The following is a 23,807-nucleotide window of genomic DNA, read 5'->3' as shown; positions in this document are numbered from 1 at the left end:
CACCCGCCCGCCGACGTCAGCAACCCTCCGACGTCAGCCGCCCGCCGACAGGCGCAGCGAGGCCGTCCCCAGGCCGGTCGGGCCGAGCGGCACCGGGGGCGACGGGACCGACGGGACCGGGGCGGTGGCGGACGCCGGAGCCTCGGCGGCCGCCGCCGTGGCCGCCCGACGGGCCTGCGAGGCCTCCACCAGGTCCCGCTCGGCGCCGAAGTGCCGCTCCAGGTCGGCCGTGGCGTACCGGAGGCAGCCCTCGTGCCAGTTCAGGATGCCCGCGAGCCAGTTCTCCAGCTCCCCCACGTACCCGTCGAGCATCTCCCTGGCCGCCTGCTCCAGCCCGAAGTCCTCGTACATGACCGGGAGTTCCTTCTGCACCACGTGCTGGAACTGGCCCAGCCGCGAGTGCATCAGGTCGTCGACGATCCGGACCGCCGACTCGTAGTCGCAGCCGAAGAAGTTCTGCACCACCAGGACGGCGTTGTGCAGCTCGCCCTCGTACTCGATCTCCTTCTGGTACGAGAAGAGGTCGTTCATCATGCACGCGTAGTCCATCGCGGAGTTCTCCAGCGCGCGCATCGACCCGTGGTCGTACACCTCCGGCGGCACGGTCTGCCCGTGGCCGAGGCGGGAGAGGCTCGCGGTGAGCTCGGAGCCGAAGGTGGAGCGGCGCATCTCCAGGTAGTCCACCGGGTCCGGGATCCGGTTCTGGATCTGGTTGCTCAGCTCCCAGATCCAGCTGTCCAGCATCGCCTCGACCGCCACCCGGAACCGGCCCCTGGCCTCGACGGTCATCGGGCCGGCGGTGCGCTCCCAGATGTCGGCGAGGCCGCGCTCCAGCGCGTTGACGGGCTCCGCCGTGGGGGCGCCGTCCACCGGCATGAACAGGGAAAGCCTCGCGTTGGCGGCCTTGGCGCCGCCCAGGTCGCGGGTCCGCCCGAAGGCCCGGGGGTAGTAGTCGTCGGCCCAGGTGCCCCAGGCCAACCAGGCCGAGGAGATGTCGAGTTGGTCGGCCGTGGCGTCCGGGTGGAGGCCGGCCGCGCAGAGCGGGAGGTCGTAGTCGCGCATCGACTCGGCGTCCCAGATGCCGGATCCGGGAACGCCCGGCTCAGCCGCCAGCAGTCCCATCCGCTCGGCCCACGCGATCACGCGTTCCCGGGCACCGTCCAGGTGCGGGCTCAGCCGGAGCTCGTACGGCAGCTTGAACTCGGGCAGCAGGGACGGCCCGACGGCCTGGTACGGCACGTGGCCGTGCGACCGTGCCCGCCGCGCGGCCGGGCCCGCCGCGCCCTTGGCCGCCGGCGTCGAGCCAGTCGCCGCCGCCTTCGCCGTCTCCGCCGTGGCCGCCGTGGCCCCGGCGGCCGTGCTGCGCAGGATGTCCAGCGCCGAGGTCCCGATGCCGCCGATCGCGTACTGGTCCCACCAGTTGCCGCCTCCGGGCCCTCCCGGCAGACCCGGCAGGCCCGGCAGGCCCACCGGTCCACCGCCCGAGCCGGGAGCGACCTCGCCACCAGGACCGCCCGAACCCGCGGCCGCCCCACCGCCGTTCATGTACCGGCTGGACCGCAGGTGCCACTCGTGCCCGCCGGACTGCCAGTCCTGCAGGCCCTTGACGTACGCCGTGACCCGGGCGCGCCCCGCCGGGTCCAGCCCGGTCTCCGCGAACAGCACCGGCAGTTCGGTGAACACGGTGTTCTCGAACTGCTGGAGCCGCGAGGTGAGCAGGTCGTTGACCGCGTCCGCGGCCTCCTGGGTGGAGCACTCCAGGAACCGCTCCAGCACCAGGACGCCGTTGCTCAGCTCGCCCTCGTCCTCCACCTCCCGCTGGTACGAGAAGATGTCGTTGCGCAGGTGCACCCCGTCGGAGAAGGCGTCCATCAGCACCCGCAGCGCCCGCGAACCCGACACCTCCTTCGGCACCTCGGCGCCGGCCGCGTACTCGACCAGCTGCGCGGACCAGGGCGCGCCGCCGACCTTGCGGCGCATCTCGATGTACTCGACCGGGTTGGCCACCCGGCCCTCGTTGATGTTGGCGAGCTCCCACAGCGACTCGTTGAGCAGGTTCCGGGTGCTCTCGGCGAACCGGATCCGCCAGTCCTCGCCCATCACCGGAACGGTGCGCCGCCACAGGTCGGCCAGGCCCGCCTCGACCGGGTTCTCCGGCTCGGGCAGCTCGGCGGCCGGGTCGGCCGGCATGAACAGCGGCAGCCGGTCGAGGTGGGCCTTGCCCGCACCGCGGTCGTTGGTGCGCTTGAACATGTCGAGGAAGTGGTCGTCGAAGAAGAAGACCCACACATACCAGTCGGTGACCAGCGACAGCGCCTCGGCGGAGGCGTCGGGGTGGGTGTACGCGCAGAGCAGGCCGTAGTCGTGGGCTTCCAGGTCGGCCTGATCCCAGATTCCGGAACCCTCCAGCATCCCCATCTCCCGGGCCCAGTCGGTGGAGTGGGCCCGTGCCTCGTCCAGATGGGGGTTGAGGCGTGCCGGGTGCGGCACGTAGAAGGACGGCAGTTCGAACGGCTGGGTCACGGCGGGCGAGCCTTTCTGGACGCGTCGATTGGACCAAGAATGACCCGTCGTCAGCTCGCCGCACCGGCACAACAGAAACAGTCATATGAAATGACTCGTTCCCCCCGTTCGAAGCCACCCGCCCAGCCGAGCGCCCTCCCCCACCACGCACGCCCCCATACCCGCCCCGCGCACTCCTCCCCCGCGCACGCCGCCCACTCGCCCCGTGTAGCCCTTCAACGGTTACTCCTCGGCCTCGCCACTTCCCGAGAAGGTGCCGTTCGTGGCGTGGCCGTTCACCGCTCCGTCGAACTTCTCGAAGCGCCCGCCACGTTCGTCCGCCGCACGCTCCTCCACCGGCCCCGGCTGGCCGGGCACATTGCCGTCCTCTGCCAGCAGCTTCTCCCGGATCAACCGGGCGAACTCCGGCCGGCCGGCCGCGGCGGTGAAGTCCGCCACCCGGTGCGTATAGACCTTCCGCTCGACGGAATCCTCGTCCAGCTCGACATCGTCCAGGAATTGCCTCAAAGGCCCGATCACGACGGGTCCCCCCGCCGGACCGGACGGCCCCGGCATCCCGTACTCGTCATCGTTCCCGGAGTCGTCCGGGAACGGCCCCACTCCCGGCACCAGGTGCGCGTACAGGTCGCTCACGGCCTGGTCGTTGGCAGCGGCAGAGAGTTGTGCGAGTGGACCGATCAGGTCGACCGCCTCCCTGATCTGCTCGTCGTGGCGGGCCAGCCACCACACCATCGCACTGCCCGGCGACTTCAGGACGTCGTCGCCGAGATAGGCCCGCTTGCTCTGCTCGTAGCGCCGTTCGTGCTCCCAGACCTCCTCGGTCTTCCGCACCTCCGACAGCTTCCCGAGCCGGTGCCGGTCGTCCTCCGACAGTCGGAGTTCGACCCGCCCACCCATGGCTTCCACCAGTCCCGCCCGGTCCTGGCTCTGCGTCCCGAGGACCCCGTTCAACCGGTGCTGCACCAAGCCCAGCCGCCCCGGGACCTCGTACGCCGTCACCTCACGGGCCCGCTCCAGCACCGTCTCGACCGCAAGACCCGCCGGGTCCGCGTGGACCAAGCCGGTGTTGTTCGGAATCGGACGCCACCACACCGTGGCCGAGAAGTGGAAATCGTAGTCCGGCACCAGGCTCGGCAACGCCACTCCGGCCACTCTGGTCTTCTCCCACGGCGGCTCCTCGGATACCGGCTTCGGAGTCCTCATCGATGCCTGCATGATGGCCAACAGGAGGGCCATCGCGGCCGGTACCGCCCACAGCCAGACCGGCCACCTGGCCAACAGCCCGAGCACCACGGTCACCGAACCCGCCGCCAGCGCCAGCCCGACCAGCGGCGTCGTCCCTGCACCCTTCACAGCCCTCTCCCCCCGTTCGCCCCGACGAGCGGTCCGATCCCCTGTGCGTGGTCGATCCTTCGGCAGAAGCGCGCCGCGACGTCCGCCCGGGTTGGCAACCCTGGAGCATCGTCCGGCTCGGTCGCCCAGTCGTGCGCCAGCAAGTAGTAGTGGCTCAGCAGGGTGATCCTGCCGTCGGCAGCGTCGATCAGTATTCCCGCCAACCGTTCACCGCTGTCGCATTCTTGGCGCGCGGCAGACAGCCAAGCTCCGACACCGGAAGCCCACTTCGTCGGTGGTACCAGCCCCAGTACCGATCGCCATCCCCGCACGACGTCCTGCGACCGCACCCACTCGGGCAAGTGCGAGACCAAGGACAGGAAGATCTCCACGTCTGGCAGCCAAGGATTCTGTTTTTCCATCCCTTCGCACACCCGAGTGAGCAACCTCAGATACAACCAGGCCTCCGAACGACCCATCTCGAGGAGTGGTCCCCGGGCCTTCGGGGCCCGCCGTGCCATGTGGTGGATTCGGACGAGTGCCTGCTCGGGGTGACTCGGCGCCAACACCTCCGTACAGACCCGGACGAGAGTCTGAACCGTGGAGGGCTCCAGCGTTCCCTTCGTGACCTGTTCGTAGATCCATCCGCGGAAGCTTGCGCCATGGACTTCGTGCGACAGCACACGCTCCAGGACCAGCATTGCCTCGTCCTGAAGAGCAGAGTCCGCGGCCCACGTTCCGGCAAGCTGTTGCAACACCCCAAGCTCGCCGACGCGAAGGCTCTGATCAGTGAACCGACCCAGGAACTTGGCACGGTCTTCCAGATCGAGGCACCTTCTCTGGTCCTTGACCGTGTCTGCCACCCATGCCCCGAACTGCTTGCGAAAGCCCGGGAAGTACGACCAGAAGTGTGACCGGACCGCTCCGCCGTACGCCAGCGATGTGAAACGGATCCGCCCGGTGGAATCCACATCCACGGGAAGCTCCGCCAACCGCTCGGCAAGATCGGGACGTTCGAAACCTGGCTTTTCATCAGGAGTGTGCTCGACTTTCCCGAGCAGAGCCTCGGCGTGTCGGAAGACCGCATCTGTCGGAGCCCCTTCGAGCATGGCCGCTGCCAGGAGCAGCGCTCGCTGCCGACCTGAGTCGATGGCAGCCACCACCTGTGCCACGTCTCCGCTACGGTTGCTCCACGCCGCGAGCGCGGTCGTAAGCCAGTCATGAATCCCAGCTGGCCCATCCAACGCCCGGGCCTGGCCGGTGAGAATCGCAAGGCGCTGAATGTCGCGCATCGCCAAATTGGCGAGCTGATCGAGAAAGTCGAACTCCCGAAGCTCCTCCGGGTCGTACGGCACCCCTTCGGCATCAAGATGACGACGAAGTACCGCCAGTTCACGGGGGCGCCCGATCTGTGCCACCAGTGTGCGGAGCTGCGGTGAAACCAGGTCGTCGTTCACTGAGGGAAGCACGGCGGCGAGCCGGGCTTTCCCATCCTCTGTCCGTCCCCAGAACTCGCTCAGCAAGTCCGCCGCTTTGGGGTAGGAATCCTCCGAAACCGAGGACAGATCGAGTAGACAGAAGTCGTCCACGCCCAGATCCGGGTAGTCTTCCCGGTCGACGGGAAAGGGGATCTCGACCACCCGTCCGCCGCCGTCCGCTGCCCGATGGAGTGCCATCACAGCGGCTGTCCGACGTCCGCTGCCTCGCGGCCCGTCAACCAGCACCACCCTGCCCGACTCGGCGAGGTCCGCCTTCAACCCACCGAACCCGATCGGCGGAACGAATCGAGCACTTAGACGTCGGCGTTGGTCCAGTGCCACCGACCTCGGGTCCGGCACTGGCTTTCGTCCCCGGAACGGATCGCCGCCGAGGAAGACGTTCTGGGGACCAGTCCCGGTATGAGTGGGCCCGGAGGCCTCTCCGATACGGGTTCCGCTTCCGGAATGACTCACTACCGCCGGCCCTCGCGGTCACCGAAGGTGTTGTTGACGGTGCCGCGTTCGACGTAGTTGCTGCCGTCGCCGTGGAACTCGACGCCGCCGTTCCGGGTCGTGTTGTTCTGCGTGCCGCTGCCGGTGTGGACCGGGCCGCTAGCGTTGTTGATGAACGTCCCGACGTCGCCGCCCACGTTGCCGATCCCTCCGCTCTGGTCGTGCCGGTAGTCCCCGGCCTGCACCACGCTGCCGTTCACCCGGCCGACCTCGTTGCGGGTCTCCGTCACCCCGTTCGCCTTGGCGTTCCGCTGCTCCGCTTCCGCGAGCCGGGGGACCGCCTCGGCCAGGTCGTCACCGAGGCGCAGGAGGCAGTGATCGGCGTCGCGATTGTCATACCGGCGGTACTGGCAGTCGGCCAGCTCGGCGATCTCGGGCGGGAGGGCGTGCCGGTCGAGTCGCGTCGTGCGGCCGACGAGTACCGGAACAACCAGGGCTCCGCTCTCGAAGGCCTCGACGATCTCCCGCCTGGTCCAGTCCTCCGGGTCGTCCAGCGCGCGTCGGCCGTCCGCCGTCCGGGCGTCGGCCCAGTGCGGGCCGATGACCGCGATGAGCACACTGCTGCTGCGGACGGCGGTCAGCAGTTCCCGGGGGAAAGGCCTGCCGATCTTGATGGACTTGCTGGCACGGAACACCCGATCGGTTCCGAACCGCTGGGAGAGCGCGCGCTCGATGACCGTGGCGGCCGTGTCCTCATCGCTGGTGCGGTAGTTGACGAAGATCTCGGGCATGACGGAATCACCTCTCCAGGTGAGTGAGGGGGATGCTTCGGCGGCCCCGGACGGTCCGGGGGCTTCGGACGCCTACGGGTGCAGCGACTGGGCGAGCAGCGGCTGGAGGTCCTGCACGGGTCGGTCCGCACGGAATCGGTGCAGCTCGCGGGCGAGCCTGTGGACGTCGGACCGGATGGTGGCCGACCGCAGGGCCGGGATCAGTGGCAGGAGCTCCGCTGCGAGCTCGCAGGCGTGTTCCGGTTCGCCGGTGGCCGCATGGGCAAGGGCGCGCCGGATGCCGTACCGGGCTCGGCTGCGGACGGCGTGCCCCGGGATCCTCGGATACTCGCGGTCCAGCACTTCGGCGGCCTGGCCCGGACGGCCGAGGTCGTACAGGCACCAGCCGGTGACCACGGCCGCCGGGTCGGCCAGGTTGGTGGTGCCGAGGACAGGAGTGGCCCCGTTCTCGGCTTCCGCCCTGGTCAGCAGTTCACGGGCCCGGTCGAGGCTGCGCAGGCAGGCGGTGCGGTCGCCCGCGAGGGCGTGGCCCTGAGCCTCTCGCTGTGCCGCGAGACCGCGGATCCGTGGTGGTAGGGCATCGTCCTGCGCCGCTTCGACCAGTTGTACGGTCTGGGCCGCGTCGCCCGCGTAGAGGGTGATCAGGGCCCGCCGAACCAGCGCGTACGACGCCAGGTCGCGGTCTCCACCGGCCTGGGCGAGTTCGACCGCCCGGGCGGTCCACCACAGCGCCGAGGCGTTGTCGTCCGCTTCCTGGGCCATCCAGCCCGTGTACTCGGCGTACCGCGCGGCCAGCACGAGCAGCCGGTCCCGGTTCGCCGAGTCGGCCCGGGCGGCGAGCTCCTGCAGGGTGTGGGTCTGGACGGTGAGCAGCGGGATCAATGTGCCGGGGTCGCCGGACTGGCCGAGCTGTCGCATCTGGTCGAACTGGGCCCGGAAGATCTCGACCGGGGCCGACTCCGCCATGACGGTCGCCGAGGCCGCCGTCGGCACGGCCGCGGCCAGCCCGCCGCCGAGCAGGGAGGTGGCCCCGACGGCGAGCAGCTGTCGCCGGCCGAGCGCCCCGGGCCGGCGGACGCCGTCCCGGTCGCTCCCGAGCCGTGGTTCCACGTCGTCGCCGGTTCCGCTCCGCGCCGGGCTGCCGGACTGCGACGGCTCGGTCCCGTCGTGCCCCGCCAGGAGCCGCTCCAGCTCGCCACCCGCGTCGAGCTGGACGTCACACCGACGGGCCAACTGGGGCGGGGGCGGCTTGTGCCCGCGTTCGATCTTGCTCAGGTGACCCTTGCTGTAGCTGAGCAGTTCGGCCAGCCGGGTGAGGGTCAGCCCGGCGGCGATCCGACGTCTGCGCAGTTCCGGTCCGAAGTCGCCGGACGACAATCTGGACGCGCTCATGCCAACCCCCGTTCTGGATCCGATCGCCCTGGCAGCTACTGCGTCACGGGCCGGAAGCGGTCACCCCTCGCTTCCGCCTGGAATCTTGGCATGCGATCGAGCCGGTCAAACGGGGATCGGCGGGGTTTCCCGTTTCCTCTTTCCCCCTCGAATGACCATGCGAACAAAACGAGTTGCCGACATGTCCATGCACCGCAACGGCACACCGGAGCACACGTCCTCCATTGGGGCGCCCCCGCCGGGCCCGGCTGCCGGACAGCCCCGGCTCAGGCCGCGAGGGCGAGGACGAGGGAGGCGGCGGCGGGCGCCATGTAGACGAGGGGGAAGGGGACGTGGGCGTAGGCGCGGGCGCGGAGGACGGTGATCACGGCGCCGAGGAAGTAGAGGATCACGCCGACCGCGGCCGCGTAGCCGACGGCCGGGACGGCGAGGCCGGCCAGCAGGCCGAGGGCGCCGGCCGCCTTGGCGACGCCGAGCCAGGTCCACCAGGCGCGCGGGACGCCGTAGTCGGCGAGCGGCTTCACGACGTACTCGGCGCCGGCGAAGACGGAGTAGGCCGAGAAGCCGACCATGAGGGCGGCGAGGACGGTGACGACGGTGTGGGCGACGGACATTGGAGCGCTCCCATTCGACGGCTGTTCGGTTCGGCACTCCCCTGACCCGGGGCATCCGCCGCATGTGACAGGCGCGGGCAAAAAATTGTCCGCGACACCCCGCCGCTACCCCCGGCAACCGCTCCGCCAACGAACAATGCAGCTCTGGCAAGGCCTTGAACAGAGACGACTTCCCCGGCTACGGGCGTGTTGATCCTGTGCGCCAACGCCGCGTCCACCAGACTGGGCGCCGACCAGACGTCAACTCCGAGGAGGGCAAGCCCGTGAACGTCACCGTTCGGCTCGCACAACAGCCCGAGGCCGACGAACTGCTCGGACGGAGTGCGCTCGCCGCGCTCGTCGGCATGCTGCTGGACCAGCAGGTCCCGATGGAGTGGGCGTTCACCGGCCCGCTGACCATCGCGCAGCGCCTCGGCCACGACGACCTGGACGCCCACGAGATCGCCACCTACAACCCGGAGGAGTTCGTCGCGCTCCTCTCCGCGAAGCCCGCGGTGCACCGCTACCCGGCCGCGATGGCCAAACGGGTGCAGCAGCTCTGCCAGTTCCTCGTCGCGCAGTACGACGGCGACGCCGCCGCGCTGTGGAAGAACGTCCGCACCGGCAAGGAGCTGCTCAGCCGGCTCAACGCCCTGCCCGGCTTCGGCAAGCAGAAGTCGCAGATCTTCCTGGCCCTGCTCGGCAAGCAGTACGGGGTGCGGCCGGAGGGCTGGCGCGAGGCGGCCGGGGCGTACGGCGAGGAGGGTGCGCACCGCTCGGTCGCGGACATCACCGGCCCCGAATCCCTCACCCTGGTACGTGAGTTCAAGCAGGAGATGAAGCGCGTCGCGAAGGAGGCCAAGGCCGCCGCCAAGCCGCGCACCACCACCCGTACGACCGCCGCCCCCGCCCCGACCGGTGCGCGCTGACCGACGGCCCGGCCGCCCGTACCGGCGGTCGACCCACCCGGCCGACCGCGTCGGGGCCGGGCCCTCCCAGAGCGCGACGCGGGCCCCGGCCGCGCCGCGCGACCGGGGCCCGCGAACGGGAGCACTCCGTCAGATCAGGACGGGCTCCCGCTCCTCGGCGGTGGAGCCGGCCACGGCCCCGGCCGCCTTGCGCCGCCGCGGCAGCGCGAACATCAGCAGGAAGACGGCGAGCAGCACCCCGACGACCCACCACATCGCGTTCACGAAGGCCCCGCCGAACGCCGCCCCGACCGCCTCCGGCGCGACCACGTCGTCCATCGCCCCGAAGAAGGCCACCGACACCAGGCCGAGCCCGAGCGCGTTGCCCACCTGCTGCACGGTGTTGATCAGCCCGGACGCCGAACCGGCGTGCTCGCGCGGCACCTCCGCCAGCACCGCGTCGGTGATCGGCGCGACGATCAGACCCATCCCGAGGCCCATCACCACCAGCGGCAGCACCATCTGCCAGGTCGTGATCGCCGTCCCGTACCGGTCCGCCTCCCAGATGTAGACGAGCACGCCCGCCGCCATCACCAGCGCTCCGGTCTGCAGGACCTTCCGGCCGAACCGCGGCACCAGCTTCTGCACCGACAGTCCGGCCGCCGTGGAGACCGCGATCGAGAACGGGATGCCGGTCGCGCCGGCCTTGAGCGGGCTCCAGCCCAGGCCCACCTGCATGTAGAGGGTCCAGACCAGGAAGTAGATGCCGAGCGCCACGCCGAAGGCCAGCTGCACGCAGATGCCGGCCGCGAAGGACTTCACCCGGAACAGCGCCAGCTCCACCAGCGGCGAGCCGTCCCGCCGCGTCTTGACCTTCTCGTACACCACGAACAGCGCGAACACCGGCAGGCTCCCGGCCATCGACAGGTAGCCCCACAGCGGCCAGCCGGCCTCCCGGCCGTGCGTCAGCGGGTAGATCAGCATCAGCAGGCCGAGGCTGGCCAGCGCCACGCCCACCAGGTCCAGCTTCAGCGCCTGGTCGGCCTTCGACTCGTCGATGAAGCGGCGGCCGAGCAGCAGGCCGGCGATGCCGACCGGCAGGTTGATCAGGAAGATCGGCCGCCAGGCCAGACCGAACAGGTCCCACTCGGTGAGCAGCGCGCCGATCAGCGGACCGGAGACCGCGCCCAGCCCGACCACCGCGCCGAACAGGCCGAACACCTTGCCGCGCTCCTCCGCCGGGAAGGTCGCGTGGATGATCGACAGCACCTGCGGCACCATCAGCGCCGCCGTCCCGCCCTGGAGCAGCCGGGTCGCGACCAGCATCTCCGGGCCGGAGGCCAGCCCGCACAGCGCCGACGCCAGCGTGAAGCCGCCGATCCCGATCAGGAACACCCGCTTGCGGCCGTGGATGTCGCCCAGCCGGCCGCCGGTGATCAGCCCGATCGCGAAGGCCAGCGCGTAGCCGCCGGTCACCCACTGGATGGCGCTGAAGGAGGCGCCGGTGTCCTGCTGGATGCTCGGGATGGCGATGTTGACGATGGTGACGTCCACCAGGTCCATGAAGGAGGCCACCATCACGATCGTCAGCGCGATCCACCTCCGCCGGTCCGCTGCCGCGGTACTCATTGCGGTCTCCTCTTTTTTCTTCTTCACGTCCACACCGCTCTTCTCCACGTCCGCGACAGTAACGGCCGTATAGGTCAGAACCTGTCCCAGTTGGTCGGGCATGCTGGAGGCCATGAGCGACACCCCGGCCCGGCTGCTGAGCCTCCTGTCCCTGCTCCAGACCCCGCGCGAGTGGCCCGGCAGCGAACTCGCCGAGCGGCTCGGCGTCAGCCCCCGCACCATCCGGCGCGACATCGACCGGCTGCGCGAGCTCGGCTACCCGGTGCGGGCCAGCATGGGCCCGGACGGCGGCTACCGGCTGGTCGCGGGCACGGCGATGCCCCCGCTGCTGCTGGACGACGAGGAGGCGGTGGCCATCGCGGTCGGGCTGCGCGCCGCGGCCGGGCACGCCGTGGTCGGCATCGAGGAGGCCTCGGTACGGGCGCTCGGCAAGCTGCTCCAGGTGCTGCCGGGCCGGCTGCGGCAGCGGGTCGGGACGCTCAACTCCGCCACCGTGCCGCTGCTCACCGGGGACGGCCCGACCGTCGACCCGGAGGACCTCACCGTGCTCGCCCGCGCCGTCACCGCCCGGGAGCGGCTGCGCTTCGGCTACCGGGCGTACGACGGGGCCGAGACCAGGCGGCAGGTCGAGCCCGAGCGGCTGGTCTCGGTCGGCCGCCGCTGGTACCTGGTGGGCTACGACCTGGACCGCGAGGACTGGCGGCTCTTCCGGGTCGACCGGCTGAGCGGCCCGGCCGCCACCGGCGTCCGCTTCACCCCGCGCCCGCTCCCCGCCGAGGACGCCGCCGCCTACGTGGCGGGCAAGCTGCACCGCCCGTCACCGAGCGGCACCGTGGTCGCCACCGTGCACGCCCCGGCCGAGCGGGTCCGCCGCAGCCTCCGGCCGGGCGACTCCGAGGTCGAGCCGATCGACGAGCACAGCTGCCGCCTCCGCTCCCGCACCGACTCCCTGGAGTGGACGGCGATGCGGCTGCTCTCGCTGGACTGCGCCTTCGAGGTGCACGAGCCGCCCGCGCTGCGCGAGCATCTGCGCGAACTGGCGGCCCGCGCCGAGCACGCGGCGGGGGCGCCGGACCGGGGCGGGCCTGACCCGTCCCAAGGCCGCCCGTCCCGGGGCCCGCGCCAGGGCCCTTCCTAGACCTCGACCCGGTACCAGCCGTTGCCGGACCGGAACCACAGCACGCCGTCCCGGCCGTAGGCACGGCGGCGGTCGAGCTCGCCGGGCACGTCCGGCCTGCGCTTCCCGGTCTGCTTCCACTTCTTGCCGACCAGCAGGTGCCAGGTCAGCTCCCCGCCCTGGGACAGGAAGACGCCCTCGCGGGCGCGGACCGCGAAGCCGACCGGCATCCGGACCGGGCAGGGCACCGTGGACGAGGTCCCGCCGGCCGCCTCGATCCGGGTGAGGTAGCTGCCCGAGGAGCTCGGGTACCAGGCCAGCCAGGCGTACCGTCCCTCGGTGGCTCCGGCCAGGCCCTCCAGGGGGTACCCGGGCAGGTCCTTCCGGTGGTCCGGGCTCCACACCACCCGGCCGTGGGTGTCGGCGCCCCGGAGTCCCGCGCAGGACATCGGGTGGTCGCCGTAGATGCCCTCGTCCCCGTAGGCCATCCAGATCCGGCCGTCCCGGTCGGTCACCAGCACGGGCGTGTCGTCACCGAGGAGGAGCTCCCGGCCGCAGGTCCCGTCGGGGCCGTACACGAAGCCGTTGGGCCGCCACTCCTCCCCGTCCTGCTCGGCCCGGGCCTCGACCAGCAGCAGCCGGCCGCCCGGCAGCAGCGCCAGGTGGTCCGGCGAGCAGTCGACCCCGGACAGCGGCACCCGCCACTCCCCGCGGGGGCCCATCACGACCACCTCGGCCTCGTACGGGAACCGGACCTCCGGCCAGGACCCGGCCGGTGCCGTGTACTGCTCCGGCACCACCAGGACGGCCAGCTCCCCGTCCGGTCCCACCGTCCAGGTCACGGCCCGGCGGCCGGCCTTCCACTCCTCCTCGGGCAGTCGCCAGACCTCGACCGGACGCTCGGATATCGCCAAGGGTCAGACCCCGTACTCGGCGGTCAGCAGCGCCCGGCCCAGGGTGTGGAAGGTGAGGTTGAAGCCCACCTGGGCGGGCGGGGCGTCGGCGGCGACGTCCAGCTTCTCGACGTCCAGCGCGTGCACCGCGAAGACGTAGCGGTGCGGGGCGCCGGGCGGCGGGGCGGCGCCGTCGTACTGGTTGCCCGGGAAGTCGTTGCGGCCGTGGAAGGAGGCCTCGCCGGGCAGGTCGGCGTCGGAGGAGCCGGCGCCGCGCGGCAGCCCGGTGGTGTCGGCGGGCAGGCCGAGGGCGAGCCAGTGCCACCAGCCGGAGCCGGTCGGCGCGTCCGGGTCGTAGCAGGTGACCGCGATGCTCCGGGTGCCCTCCGGCAGGCCCGACCAGGCCAGCTGCGGCGAGAGGTTGCCGCCGGCGTGGATGAACTCCCGGCCCAGTGTGGCGCCTTCGGTGATGTCCTGGCTGGTCAGCGGGAAGGACGGCACCTGCGGAAGGAACTCGTACGGCAGCGGCGCGCGCTTGCTCATGGGCTGGTCACCTCTCACGGTCGGATCTCTCGGGCGGATCTCACGGGCGGAACGACACGAGTCACTGTAATGGGGTGCACGTACGCTTCCGGCGCCCCTAGAGTCGGGGCATGGCCGCCAAATTCGCCCAGTTGTTCGCCGACTCCCGCCGTGCGCTGCTCACCATGCTCGGCATCCAGGCCGTCATCTGGTCGGTGCAGGTGCTCAACTGGCTGGACGACTACGGGCTGTCGCGGGAGTTCGGCCTGCGCACGGAGCAGGTCGGGGACCTCCCGGAGATGTTCACCTCGCCGTTCCTGCACTTCAGTTGGGGCCACATCGAGGCCAACTCCTGGCCGCTGTTCGTGCTCGGCTTCCTGTCCGCCTACCGGGGCATGCGGAAGTTCCTGCTGGCCAGCCTGGTGATCGTGGTGTCCGGCGGGCTGCTGGTCTGGCTGCTGGAGAGCCCGAACACGGTGACGGCCGGCGCGAGCGGCATGGTCTACGGCTACCTCGGCTACGTGGTGCTGCGCGGGCTCCTGGACCGCAACGTGCTGGACGCGGTGGTCGGCGTCGTCGTCGCGGTGGTCTACTCGACCATCCTGATCGGGGTCCTGCCCGTCACCCCGGGCGTCAGCTGGCTGGGCCACCTCGGCGGGCTGATCGGCGGACTGGCCGCCGCCGTCCTGCTCCGCGACCGGCCGGCCGCGAAGCCCGCCGCGCCGCAGGGGACCGCCCCGAGCAGCCCCGGATCCGACCTGCTCAAGCAGCTGGACGAGCTCGGCCTGTAGGGCGTGTCCGACGATTCCCGTCCGGACCATCAGGTATAGACCAACCCCACCCCTGCGGCTAGCGTGGACGGCTCACCCTCCCCCAGCTCCGGAGCCGCACCGTGGAGTCGTCCGTCCTCGCCTTCGCCACCGACCTGCTCGACGAGGGCGCCGACACCTTCTTCGGCAACCTCACCGACCGCGCCGGGGTCGGCGGCGTCACCCTCGCCTCGGTCTACCACGAGGCCCGCGACGTCTTCCCGCACAACCCCCGCCGGGTGGTCCGCTACCTGGAGCCGGGCGCGGCGTACTTCCGCCCCGACCCGGCCGCCTGGCGGGGCCGCCGGCTGGCCCCCGCGCCGTCCACCGCGATCGGCGACCGCGACCCCTTCGCCGAGGCCGCCGAGGAGGCCCGCCGCCGCGGTCTGAAGCTGCACGCCTGGACGGTCTTCTGCCACAACGACCGGCTCGGCTTCACCCACCCCGACTGCGCCCCGGCCAACGCCTTCGGCGACCGCCACCTCACCGAACTCTGCCCGGCGAACCCGGAGGTCCGGGAGTACGCGCTGACCCTGGTCGCCGAACTGGCCCGGTACGGCGTGGACGCGATCCGCGCCGAGTCCCTGCACTTCCACGGACTGCGCCACGGCTACCACCACGAGCGCTACTTCGAGGAGTTGGGCCCGACCACCGAGGCCCTGCTCGGGGTCTGCTTCTGCCCGCACTGCCGCTCCGCCGCCACCCGCGCCGGGGTCCCGGCCGAGGCGGTGGCCGCGGCGGTCCGCGCCGAGCTGCGCCGCCGGCTGGCCGACGAGTCCGCCGCCGCCGAACCCGCCGACCTGAGCACCCTCGCCGACGGCGCCTTCGCCGCCTACGTGGACGCCTCCGCCACCACCGTCACCGCACTGGCCGCCGACCTCGCCGAGCAGGCCCGCCGGCACGGCATGCGGCTGACCTTCATGGACGGCGGCGGCCCGGGCACGGGCTGGCTCGCCGGCATCGACCTGCCCGCCCTCGCCGGGGCCGTCGACCGGATCGAGACCCTCGGCTACGCGAGGACCCCGGAGGCGGTCCGGGAGAAGGTCGCCGCCTTCGCCCTGCACGGCGTCCGTCCGCAGTCCATGGCGGTGATCCTGCGCCCGATGTCCTCCGACTGCGACGGCCCGGAGAACCTCGCCGCCAAGATCGCCACCCTGCGCGAACTCGGCGTCCCCGAGGTGGAGTTCTACAACTACGGCCTGATGCGGCTGTCCTCCCTGGACCGGATCGGCGCCGCGCTCTCCGCCTGACCGGCCGGCGCCACGCCCCACCGACGGGCGCACCCCGCCCCACCGGCCGGCCCCGCCCGACCGGTCAGCGCCGCCGCTTCGACGTCCCGAACAGGCTGCGCGAGATCTCCTGCCCGAGCTGCTTCCCGGCCGAGCGCGCGAAGGACTTCACGGTCGGGTTGCTCAGCAGCGACCCGAGCAGCCCGCCCGCACCCTCCTTCTCCCTCGGCGCCTCCCGCCTCGGCGCCCGCTCGGCGGGCGCCGAGGGAGAAGGCCCGGTGGGCGCCGCCTGGGGCCGCGGGGCACGCGCCGCCAGCTTCTCGTACGCCGACTCCCGGTCGATCGCGTCCCGGTAGCGCGCCGTCAGCGGCGAGGCGTCCACCACCGCCTGCAGGGCCGTCGCCCCGATCGGCCCCATCAGCGACTGCGGCGCCCGCAGCCTGGTCGCCGCGACCGGCGTCGGCGCGCCCTTCTCGGAGAGGACGGTGACCACGGCCTCGCCGGTGCCCAGCGAGGTCAGCACCGCGCCGAGGTCGTACGAGGAGCGCGGAAAGGTCGAGACGGTGGCCTTGAGCGCCTTGGCGTCGTCCGGGGTGAAAGCGCGCAGCGCGTGCTGCACCCGGTTGCCCAGCTGCGCCAGCACGTCGGACGGCACGTCCCGCGGCGTCTGGGTCACGAAGAAGATGCCGACGCCCTTGGAGCGGATCAGCCGCACGGTCTGGGTGATCGCCTCCAGGAAGGCCTTGGAGGCGCCCTTGAACAGCAGGTGCGCCTCGTCGAAGAAGAACACCAGCTTGGGCTTGTCGAGGTCGCCCACCTCGGGCAGCTCCTGGTAGAGGTCGGCGAGCAGCCACATCAGGAAGGTGGAGAACAGCCGCGGCCGGTCCTGCACGGCGGGCAGTTCCAGCACCGAGACGACGCCCCGGCCGTCCGGAGCGGTCCGCAGCAGCTCGGCGGTGTCGAACTCGGGCTCGCCGAAGAACGCCCCGGCCCCCTCGTTCTCCAGCACGGTGAGCGCGCGCAGGATGACCCCGGCGGTGGCCGCCGAGAGCCCGCCGATGGTCCGCAGCTCCTCCTTGCCCTCGGGCGAGGCGAGGAAGGCGATCACCGCGGTGAGGTCCTTGAGGTCGTAGAGCTCCAGGCCCTTGCCGTCGGCGTAGTGGAACACCAGGCTGAGCGAGGACTCCTGGGTCTCGTTCAGGTCGAGCACCTTGCCCAGCAGCAGCGGTCCGAAGCTGGTGACGGTGGCCCGGACCGGGATGCCGGCGCCCTGTCCGCCGAGCGAGTAGAACTCGGCCGGGCAGCCCTGCGGCGACCACCGCTGCCCCACTTCGGCGGCCCGGGCGCCGGTCCGCTCGCTCGGCGCCCCGGGCGCGGCGATGCCGGAGACGTCCCCCTTGATGTCGGCGAGGAACACCGGCACGCCCTGCCCGGAGAGCTGTTCGGCGATCAGTTGGAGGGTCTTGGTCTTCCCGGTGCCGGTGGCCCCGGCGACCAGCCCGTGCCGGTTGAGCACGCCCAGCGGGATGCGCACCTGGGCGTCCGGGTACGCGGTGCCGTCCAGCAGCACGGCGCCGAGGTCGAGGGCGGGACCGGTGAAGGCGTACCCGTCGGCGATCTCCCGGACGGCCGGCGGGGTGGGGTCGGAGGACATCGGTGCACACTCCTGAGCGGATCGGAACGCTTCGGAACGCTTCTGCATCGGCGCGGAACCCGATCGGCGCCGGGCGATGTTCGCGACATTTCCCATCAAACAGCTGCATTCGTCCATGCGCAGTTCACACCGGCGCGCGTGGCGGCGTCGCGGCTGCTGCGCCATCCGCCGTCCGAACGGTAGGCTTTCCGTGTGATCTTCAAGCGCATCGGCAATGGGCGGCCGTACCCGGATCACGGCCGGACGAGCACCCGCCAGTGGGCTGACGTCGCCCCGCGCCCGGTGCGGCTCGACCAGCTGGTGACCACCAAGGGCCAACTCGACCTCGAAACCCTTCTGGCCGAGGACTCGACGTTCTACGGGGACCTCTTCGCCCACGTGGTGAAGTGGCACGGCGACCTCTACCTGGAGGACGGCCTGCACCGGGCCGTCCGGGCCGCGTTGCAGCAGCGCCAGGTGCTGCACGCCCGCGTCCTCGAAATGGAGTGACGGACCCGGTCATCGGGCCGTCGGGCCGCCACGGGCTTTCCGGACCGCCCCTCGCCATCCGGCGAAGGGCGGTCCGCGCGTACCCCGGTACCCCCTTTCGGGTACCGGGGTACGCCAGATGATGATCGTTTAGTACCTTCGAGGCCGTACGGCACTACGCTGCTGACTACGGCCGCGACCAGGGGATTCCGCCCGCACCGGGGAAGTCCCCACCCGGCCGATCCGTCATCCCGACCCCGCCCTGGTACGAGGGGGAGACAAACCGTGAGCATGTTGACTCCCCAAGGCCTCAAGGGGAAGCAGTACCGCGTCACCGGCAACACCTACCCGCGGTTGGGCCGGCCTCCGAAGAAGAGCCGCAAGGTGATCGCCGCGCTCGCCGGCCTGCTCGCCCTGGCCCTGATCGCGCTCGGCGGCGTGCAGCTGTACGACATCTTCACCGGCAGGAACAAGAACGCCTCGGCACAGGCCTGCGCGACCCCCTCCGGCAAGGCGCTGGCGGCCCCGACGCCGGGCGCCACCCCGGGTGCCGCCGACGCGCCCGCCGCCGCGCAGGGCGACCCGCACGCCGTCCCGCAGGCCACCGCGGTCACCGTGAACGTCTACAACGCCACCACCAAGGCCGGTCTGGCCGGCCGGACGGCCGAGGAGCTCAAGAAGCGCGGCTTCGTCATCGGCAAGGTCGGCAACGCCCCGGCCGAGCTGGACAAGAAGGTGCCCGGCACCGCCCAGGTGATCGCCGGTCCGGCCGGTGCCGGCGCGGGCACCCTGGTCGGCTCGCAGATCGCCGGTGCCGCCGTCACCGCCGACGCCCGCACCGACCTCACCGTGGACTTCGTGATCGGCGACAGCTACAACGCCCTGCTGGACGAGACCCAGGCGGCCGCCGCCCTCGCCCTGGCCACCAAGCCCTCCCCCACCCCGACCGCCACCGGCAGCTGCTGAACCGCGACCGGACACCGGAGCCGAACACCGAGAGCCCCCGGCAGACGCAGTGCCGGGGGCTCTCGGTGTTCGGTGGTTCGGGTGGTTCGGGTGGGGGGCTCAGCCGGCCGTGCCGTACAGCCGGTCGCCCGCGTCGCCCAGGCCGGGGACGATGTAGCCGTTCTCGTTGAGCCGCTCGTCCACGGCGGCGGTGACCACGGTGACCGGCAGACCTGCCAGCTCCCGCTCCATCACCTCGACGCCCTCGGGCGCGGCCAGCAGCACCACGGCGGTGACGTCGGTGGCACCGCGCTCGATCAGCATCCTGATCGCGGCGACCAGGGTGCCGCCGGTGGCCAGCATCGGGTCGAGCACGTAGACCTGGCGGCCGGAGAGGTCGTCCGGCATCCGGGTGGCGTAGGTGGAGGCCTCCAGGGTCTCCTCGTTGCGGACCATGCCGAGGAAGCCGACCTCGGCGGTCGGCAGCAGGCGGGTCATCCCGTCCAGCATGCCGAGGCCCGCCCGCAGGATCGGGACCACCAGCGGGCGCGGGTAGCTGAGCCGGGTACCCAGCGTGACCGCGACGGGCGTGGTGATCTCCACCTCGTCGGTGCGGACGTCGCGGGTGGCCTCGTAGGCGAGGAGGGTCACCAGCTCGTCGGTCAGGCGACGGAAGGTCGGCGAGTCGGTGCGCTCGTCGCGCAGGGTGGAGAGCTTGTGGGCGACCAGGGGGTGGTCGACGACGTGGAGACGCATGTGTCGAGGTTAGCCCGGGTCCGGAGGGGTGTACGACTCGCCGTGCCCCAGCCGGGCGGCGGTCCGGGTGACGTGCCCGTGACACGCCGTGACCTGTCGCGAATGTCCGGACGGAAGTGCCTCCTGTGGTATCAACCGGGCCGTTCTGGGAATGTCACCTCTTATGACGAGCAACCCGAACGCCGGGGACGGCTCGATGGACGAGCCCGTCGACGGGTCGGGCCGGAGCCCGGGCCCGCCGCACGACCACCCCGAGACCGAGGCGGAGCGCCGCAGGCGGCGGGCCGTCTTCCTGCGCGAACTCACCGAGGCGCGCGAGCTGCGGGAGCGGGTCCAGCCCCGGCGGACCAAGGAGCGGCGGATGCGCGAGGCCATGCGGATGCGAACCTTCCGGATCTGACAAGGCCCGGACGGCCCCGCGCCGCCCCGCCGCGCGCCCGGGGGCGAACCCCGGGCGCGGACCCGGGAACGGCCCGAGGCGGCCCCCGGCGGGCGTTCGGAGCAAATTTCGACCGGCTTCGGACCGCCACGCCCGACTTCGCCGTCCGCCACCCGGCCCTTCCGACACGACCTGCAAAGACGCGCTGCCGAACACCCCCCGCGAGGGCGGGCTTTCTGTCACGATTCCGATGGGACGGTCCGAACAAGCGGACCGCCCCTGGCGCGGGGGCGGCCAGATTTTCGCGTCGCCCGTGCGCGCCGGCAGCCGAGACCGATGATCTTGGGAGTGTCCCTGGTGGCGTACTTCGCTGCAGTGCTTGCTCGCACTGAGGACGGGTGGGATGTGAGCGAGACGGAGCTCGACGACGTCGAAACCCTGGCCGATCTGGCCGACCTGGCCCGCGACTCCGCCCAGGACGACGACAGCGTCCTGATCTTCATCGAACAGGAGGACGCCTGGTTCGCCGTCGTCCGCGTGGACGGCGAGGAGGACCCGCGGATCTTCGTGTCGGACGGCGCCGCGGCCGCCCGCAGCTCCTACGGGTCCGTCCTCACCGACGAGTTGGTCGACCAGGCCGGCGAGAGCGAGTTCGGCGACCTGGACCACCTGCTGGACGAGACCGAGGAGGCCGAGGAGCAGGACGAGGAGGACGCCGACGCCCGCGGCGGCGTCCCGGTCGGCCCGCTGGGCGACGCCCACCTGCTCACCGAGTTCGGCCTCGCCTCCGAGGCCCTGCTCGCGCTCAGCGGCGAGGGCGCGGTGCCGGGCGACGCCCTGGAGGAGATCGCCGAGGCCCTGGGCTGCGGCGAGGTCCTGGAGGCCGTCCGGTAGAGGGGTCGGTCGTACCGGTGCCCGCCGCCGGATACCCGACACTGGATGCCATGCAGCCCGCATCCACCCCGCTGACCGTTCCGCGCGTCCCCCCGTTGCCCGCCCCCGTCCGCCCCGACCCGGTCCGCGACCGCTGGGCGGCGCCGATGCGCCTGGCCATGGCCGAGGCCGCGCTGGCGCCGGCCACCAGGGACGTGCCGGTCGGGGCGCTCGTCCTGGACCCGGACGGCGAGGTGATCGGACGCGGCCACAACGAGCGCGAGGCGGTCGGCGACCCGACCGCGCACGCCGAGGTGGTCGCGATCCGGCAGGCGGCCGAGAAGATCGGGGAATGGCGACTGAGCGGCTGCACACTGGTCGTCACCCTGGAGCCGTGCACCATGTGCGCGGGCGCCATCGTGCTGTCCCGGATCGACCGGGTGGTCTACGGCGCCCTCGACGAGAAGGCCGGCGCGGCCGGCTCGCTCTTCGACGTGATGCGCGACCGCCGGCTCAACCACCGCCCCGAGGTGATCTGGGGCGTCCTCGCCGACGAGTGCGGCGAACAGCTGCGCGCTTTCTTCGGCACCCACCGCTGAGAGCCCACCGCTGAGAGCCCGCCGCCGAGAGCCCGCCGACCGCCGTGGCGATACGGATTTCGTGACTGCGCCACCCCTCCGGTAGAGTTCCTCTCGGTAGCGTGTCCGAGCGGCCAAAGGAGCACGCCTCGAAAGCGTGTGTGGGGGCAACTCCACCGTGGGTTCGAATCCCACCGCTACCGCTCGAAAGCCCGAGGGCCCGTCCGATCCGGACGGGCCCTCGGCGTTTGTCCGGCCGGTGTCCGGGCACGAAAAACGGCTCCGTACCCCGGGCCGATGACCACCGGTGCCCGGTCCGTACGGAGCCTGGAGGGGGAGCGGCTCGGGGGGACTGACCGCTCCCCCGGCGGAGTCCCACAACCGGCGCCGCGTCGGGGGAAGCCGCGGCGACCGGTCCCACAGCGGGGAGCTCCGGATCCACGCACCGGGGATTCCTGCCAGATCCTCGGTACGTCCTCCATCCTGCCGCCCGGCCCGCGACGGGGCATCCGGAGAAAGGCCCCACTCGCGGGGACCTTCGTCCCGCCGGCCGAACGCGTCGCACACTTGATAGCCCGTCCGGGTGGATAAGCTGCCCCCTGCAGGCCGCTCGGGGACCGGATGACGGCGGCCCACGGCTGGGAGGCAGGTCACCCGATGGCGCAGGCGAAGAGGATCGGCATGGCCCTCCTGCTCATCTTCGTGCTCTACTCGATCATCACCTCGCCCTCCCGGTCGGCGGAGCTGGTGCAGCTCGGGTTCGAGGGGATCTCGAACGCCGCCAAGGCGGTCGGCACCTTCATGACCGGTCTGATCAAGTGACGGACGGCCCGCGACCGGCCCCGGCGCACCGGCTACGGTGAGCGGGACCCTCTGTCCCCGTCCGCGAGGAGCGGCAATCGTGATCCGCCACCTGGTCCTGTTCAAGCTCAACGAAGGCGTCAGCAAGGACGAAGAGCGCGTGCTCGCCGGCGCCAAGGCCTTCGACGCGCTCGGCGCGGTGATCCCCGAGCTGCGCGAGTGGGAGTGCGGCTGGAACACCACCGAGCGCGACATCGCGTACGACTACGCGATCAACAGCCTGGTCGAGGACCGCGACGCCCTCCAGGCCTACCTGACCCACCCGGACCACCAGGCCGCGGCCGGCCTCTGGCGCGAGTTCGCCACCTGGGTGATCGCCGACATCGAGGTCTGAGCACCCGTCCGGCACCCGTCCGGTCCCCGTCCGTCCGACCCCGCGCGTCCGGAACCCGCCCCGGACGCGTCCCCCGGACGGACCGTCGCGCCCCGCCCGGCCTCCGGGCGGGGCGCCCTTGCTCCGTCCCGGAACGATCCGTGCGGCACTTCGTCGGCCGGCCCGGGAAAGGTTGAACAGCCCACCAACACACCTCCGTCGGGTGCTTGCCCGATGTGTGCCCACCTTGTGATGCTATGACCGGTTTTGCCGGACATGGCGAGATACCGAGCCAGCCGCGACACCCGATCCGCAGGGCCCGCCGTTGACGACTTTGGGAGGGGTGAGGTGTCCGTGGACGAAGTGCTGGCTGCGATCACCAGCCCGGCCGGCGAGCTCCGCCCGGACCGGCTGCGCGGCCCCGGCGGCCGCCCCGCCGTGGACGTCCGGACGCTGACCCGGGTGCTGTTCGAACGGCTCGCCGAGCTGCCCCCGGACGCCCCCGAGCGGGAGCGGGTGCGGGCCGCCCTGATCGAGGTGAACATCCCGCTGGTCCGCTACGCGGCCACCCGCTTCCGCAGCCGCAGCGAACCGATGGAGGACGTCGTCCAGGTCGGCACCATCGGCCTGATCAACGCGATCGACCGCTTCGACCCCGGCCGCGGCGTCCAGTTCCCCACCTACGCGCTGCCGACCATCCTCGGCGAGATCAAGCGCTACTTCCGGGACAACGTCCGCACCATGCACGTCCCGCGCCGGCTCCAGGAGCTGTGGGTCCAGGTCAGCGGTGCGATGGAGGAGCTGACGGTGCTGCACGGGCGGGTGCCCAAGGTGCCCGAGATCGCCGCCAGCCTGCGGATCCCCGAGGAGGACGTGCGGGCCTGCCTGGACGCCGGGCGGGCCTACAACGCGGCCTCCCTGGAGGCCGCGCAGGAGCACGAGGGCGGGCTCGCCCTGCTCGACCGGCTCGGCTACGAGGACTCCGCGCTGGCCGAGGTCGAGCACCGGGACATGGTCCGCCACCTGCTGGTCCAGCTCCCCGAGCGGGAGCGCCGGATCGTGATGCTGCGGTTCTTCGCCAACCTGACCCAGTCCCAGATCAGCACCGAGCTGGGGATGTCCCAGATGCACGTGTCCCGGCTGCTCTCACGGATCCTGACCAGGCTTCGGACCGGCAACTCCTGGGAAGAGTGAGATTGCAGCCAGTTACCCCGGCGTGACATCTTGCGACGTTCGGGTTTGCCGTGGACCGTGTTCCGGTATGGAGGGGGAAGGCCCTCGCCGGGAACCACCGCGCGACGGCCCCCGTTC

At 71.8% G+C, this 23,807-nt stretch carries 23 protein-coding genes and 1 tRNA gene; 13 read left to right on the top strand and 11 right to left on the bottom strand.

What is annotated here, in order from left to right:
* Positions 1–33: 33 nt before the first annotated feature.
* The 6 genes from ACFVUY_RS02165 to ACFVUY_RS02140 form a co-directional block, all read right to left on the bottom strand.
* The gene (locus ACFVUY_RS02165; protein ID WP_387726760.1) at positions 34–2,523 is read right to left on the bottom strand and encodes a germacradienol/geosmin synthase; all 2,490 of its coding nucleotides are present in this window, start codon (positions 2,521–2,523) and stop codon (positions 34–36) included.
* 222 nt (positions 2,524–2,745) lie between these two features.
* The gene (locus tag ACFVUY_RS02160) at positions 2,746–3,822 is read right to left on the bottom strand and encodes a hypothetical protein (RefSeq protein ID WP_387726758.1); all 1,077 of its coding nucleotides are present in this window, start codon (positions 3,820–3,822) and stop codon (positions 2,746–2,748) included.
* 50 nt (positions 3,823–3,872) lie between these two features.
* Positions 3,873–5,495: a hypothetical protein gene (locus tag ACFVUY_RS02155; protein ID WP_387726756.1), complete on the bottom strand. Its 1,623-nt coding sequence runs from the start codon at positions 5,493–5,495 to the stop codon at positions 3,873–3,875.
* Positions 5,496–5,806: 311 nt separating this feature from the next.
* Entirely contained in the window at positions 5,807–6,577 is a 771-nt protein-coding gene (locus ACFVUY_RS02150) for a toll/interleukin-1 receptor domain-containing protein (RefSeq protein ID WP_387726754.1), read from the bottom strand.
* A 72-nt stretch (positions 6,578–6,649) separates the two neighbouring features.
* A complete protein-coding gene (locus ACFVUY_RS02145; RefSeq protein WP_387726752.1) occupies positions 6,650–7,969 on the bottom strand; it encodes a helix-turn-helix domain-containing protein in 1,320 nt (439 codons plus the stop codon).
* A gap of 266 nt (positions 7,970–8,235) precedes the next feature.
* A complete protein-coding gene (locus tag ACFVUY_RS02140) occupies positions 8,236–8,583 on the bottom strand; it encodes a DoxX family protein (RefSeq protein WP_380551875.1) in 348 nt (115 codons plus the stop codon).
* 263 nt (positions 8,584–8,846) lie between these two features.
* Here ACFVUY_RS02140 and ACFVUY_RS02135 point away from each other — a divergent pair, with 263 nt between their 5' ends.
* Entirely contained in the window at positions 8,847–9,491 is a 645-nt protein-coding gene (locus tag ACFVUY_RS02135) for an HhH-GPD-type base excision DNA repair protein (RefSeq protein WP_359905604.1), read from the top strand.
* 129 nt (positions 9,492–9,620) lie between these two features.
* On the opposite strand, the gene ACFVUY_RS02130 is transcribed toward ACFVUY_RS02135, so the two are convergent.
* Entirely contained in the window at positions 9,621–11,099 is a 1,479-nt protein-coding gene (locus tag ACFVUY_RS02130; protein WP_387726749.1) for an MFS transporter, read from the bottom strand.
* A gap of 112 nt (positions 11,100–11,211) precedes the next feature.
* Here ACFVUY_RS02130 and ACFVUY_RS02125 point away from each other — a divergent pair, with 112 nt between their 5' ends.
* The gene (locus tag ACFVUY_RS02125) at positions 11,212–12,237 is read left to right on the top strand and encodes a helix-turn-helix transcriptional regulator (RefSeq protein ID WP_387726747.1); all 1,026 of its coding nucleotides are present in this window, start codon (positions 11,212–11,214) and stop codon (positions 12,235–12,237) included.
* Here ACFVUY_RS02125 and ACFVUY_RS02120 read toward each other — a convergent pair.
* Together ACFVUY_RS02120 and ACFVUY_RS02115 are read right to left on the bottom strand one after the other, a co-directional pair.
* Positions 12,234–13,130, bottom strand: coding sequence for a hypothetical protein (locus tag ACFVUY_RS02120; RefSeq protein WP_387726746.1), 897 nt, complete (start codon positions 13,128–13,130; stop codon positions 12,234–12,236). The genes ACFVUY_RS02125 and ACFVUY_RS02120 overlap by 4 nt on opposite strands.
* A gap of 3 nt (positions 13,131–13,133) precedes the next feature.
* On the bottom strand, positions 13,134–13,652 hold the full coding sequence (locus ACFVUY_RS02115; protein WP_387688854.1) for a YbhB/YbcL family Raf kinase inhibitor-like protein: 519 nt from the start codon (positions 13,650–13,652) through the stop codon (positions 13,134–13,136).
* Between the two features lie 110 nt (positions 13,653–13,762).
* Here ACFVUY_RS02115 and ACFVUY_RS02110 point away from each other — a divergent pair, with 110 nt between their 5' ends.
* Together ACFVUY_RS02110 and ACFVUY_RS02105 are read left to right on the top strand one after the other, a co-directional pair.
* Positions 13,763–14,422, top strand: a complete 660-nt coding sequence (locus tag ACFVUY_RS02110; protein WP_387688852.1) for a rhomboid family intramembrane serine protease — start codon at positions 13,763–13,765, stop codon at positions 14,420–14,422.
* A 101-nt stretch (positions 14,423–14,523) separates the two neighbouring features.
* The gene (locus tag ACFVUY_RS02105; protein WP_387726744.1) at positions 14,524–15,690 is read left to right on the top strand and encodes a hypothetical protein; all 1,167 of its coding nucleotides are present in this window, start codon (positions 14,524–14,526) and stop codon (positions 15,688–15,690) included.
* Positions 15,691–15,754: 64 nt separating this feature from the next.
* On the opposite strand, the gene ACFVUY_RS02100 is transcribed toward ACFVUY_RS02105, so the two are convergent.
* Positions 15,755–17,323, bottom strand: a complete 1,569-nt coding sequence (locus ACFVUY_RS02100) for a helicase HerA-like domain-containing protein (RefSeq protein WP_387688848.1) — start codon at positions 17,321–17,323, stop codon at positions 15,755–15,757.
* Positions 17,324–17,515: 192 nt separating this feature from the next.
* Between ACFVUY_RS02100 and ACFVUY_RS02095 the strand changes: the two genes are divergently transcribed.
* Both ACFVUY_RS02095 and ACFVUY_RS02090 read left to right on the top strand, forming a co-directional pair.
* Entirely contained in the window at positions 17,516–17,812 is a 297-nt protein-coding gene (locus tag ACFVUY_RS02095) for a type II toxin-antitoxin system VapB family antitoxin (RefSeq protein ID WP_030061387.1), read from the top strand.
* Positions 17,813–18,082: 270 nt separating this feature from the next.
* On the top strand, positions 18,083–18,757 hold the full coding sequence (locus tag ACFVUY_RS02090) for a LytR C-terminal domain-containing protein (RefSeq protein ID WP_387689148.1): 675 nt from the start codon (positions 18,083–18,085) through the stop codon (positions 18,755–18,757).
* 99 nt (positions 18,758–18,856) lie between these two features.
* On the opposite strand, the gene upp is transcribed toward ACFVUY_RS02090, so the two are convergent.
* Positions 18,857–19,492, bottom strand: a complete 636-nt coding sequence (upp, locus tag ACFVUY_RS02085; protein ID WP_049650159.1) for a uracil phosphoribosyltransferase — start codon at positions 19,490–19,492, stop codon at positions 18,857–18,859.
* Positions 19,493–19,688: 196 nt separating this feature from the next.
* Here upp and ACFVUY_RS02080 point away from each other — a divergent pair, with 196 nt between their 5' ends.
* From ACFVUY_RS02080 to ACFVUY_RS02050, 7 genes are all read left to right on the top strand, one after another.
* A complete protein-coding gene (locus ACFVUY_RS02080; RefSeq protein ID WP_387689145.1) occupies positions 19,689–19,892 on the top strand; it encodes a hypothetical protein in 204 nt (67 codons plus the stop codon).
* Between the two features lie 315 nt (positions 19,893–20,207).
* Positions 20,208–20,765 carry a tRNA adenosine deaminase-associated protein gene (locus ACFVUY_RS02075; protein ID WP_387688845.1) on the top strand — a complete coding sequence of 186 codons (558 nt, stop codon included), beginning with the start codon at positions 20,208–20,210 and terminating at the stop codon, positions 20,763–20,765.
* A gap of 50 nt (positions 20,766–20,815) precedes the next feature.
* Positions 20,816–21,343, top strand: a complete 528-nt coding sequence (tadA, locus tag ACFVUY_RS02070) for a tRNA adenosine(34) deaminase TadA (protein ID WP_387726742.1) — start codon at positions 20,816–20,818, stop codon at positions 21,341–21,343.
* A gap of 95 nt (positions 21,344–21,438) precedes the next feature.
* Positions 21,439–21,525 (top strand) — tRNA-Ser (locus ACFVUY_RS02065).
* A gap of 478 nt (positions 21,526–22,003) precedes the next feature.
* On the top strand, positions 22,004–22,144 hold the full coding sequence (locus ACFVUY_RS02060; protein WP_359913966.1) for a hypothetical protein: 141 nt from the start codon (positions 22,004–22,006) through the stop codon (positions 22,142–22,144).
* Between the two features lie 79 nt (positions 22,145–22,223).
* Positions 22,224–22,517: a Dabb family protein gene (locus tag ACFVUY_RS02055; RefSeq protein WP_360351558.1), complete on the top strand. Its 294-nt coding sequence runs from the start codon at positions 22,224–22,226 to the stop codon at positions 22,515–22,517.
* Between the two features lie 255 nt (positions 22,518–22,772).
* A complete protein-coding gene (locus ACFVUY_RS02050; RefSeq protein WP_380358919.1) occupies positions 22,773–23,690 on the top strand; it encodes an RNA polymerase sigma factor SigF in 918 nt (305 codons plus the stop codon).
* Positions 23,691–23,807: the final 117 nt, after the last annotated feature.

This window comes from Kitasatospora sp. NPDC058063 (assembly GCF_042885395.1).
Taxonomy (GTDB): Bacteria; Actinomycetota; Actinomycetes; order Streptomycetales; family Streptomycetaceae; genus Kitasatospora; species Kitasatospora lactacystinica.
Note: the sequence above shows the minus strand (reverse complement) of the source record. Positions and strands in the feature narration are given on the sequence as shown.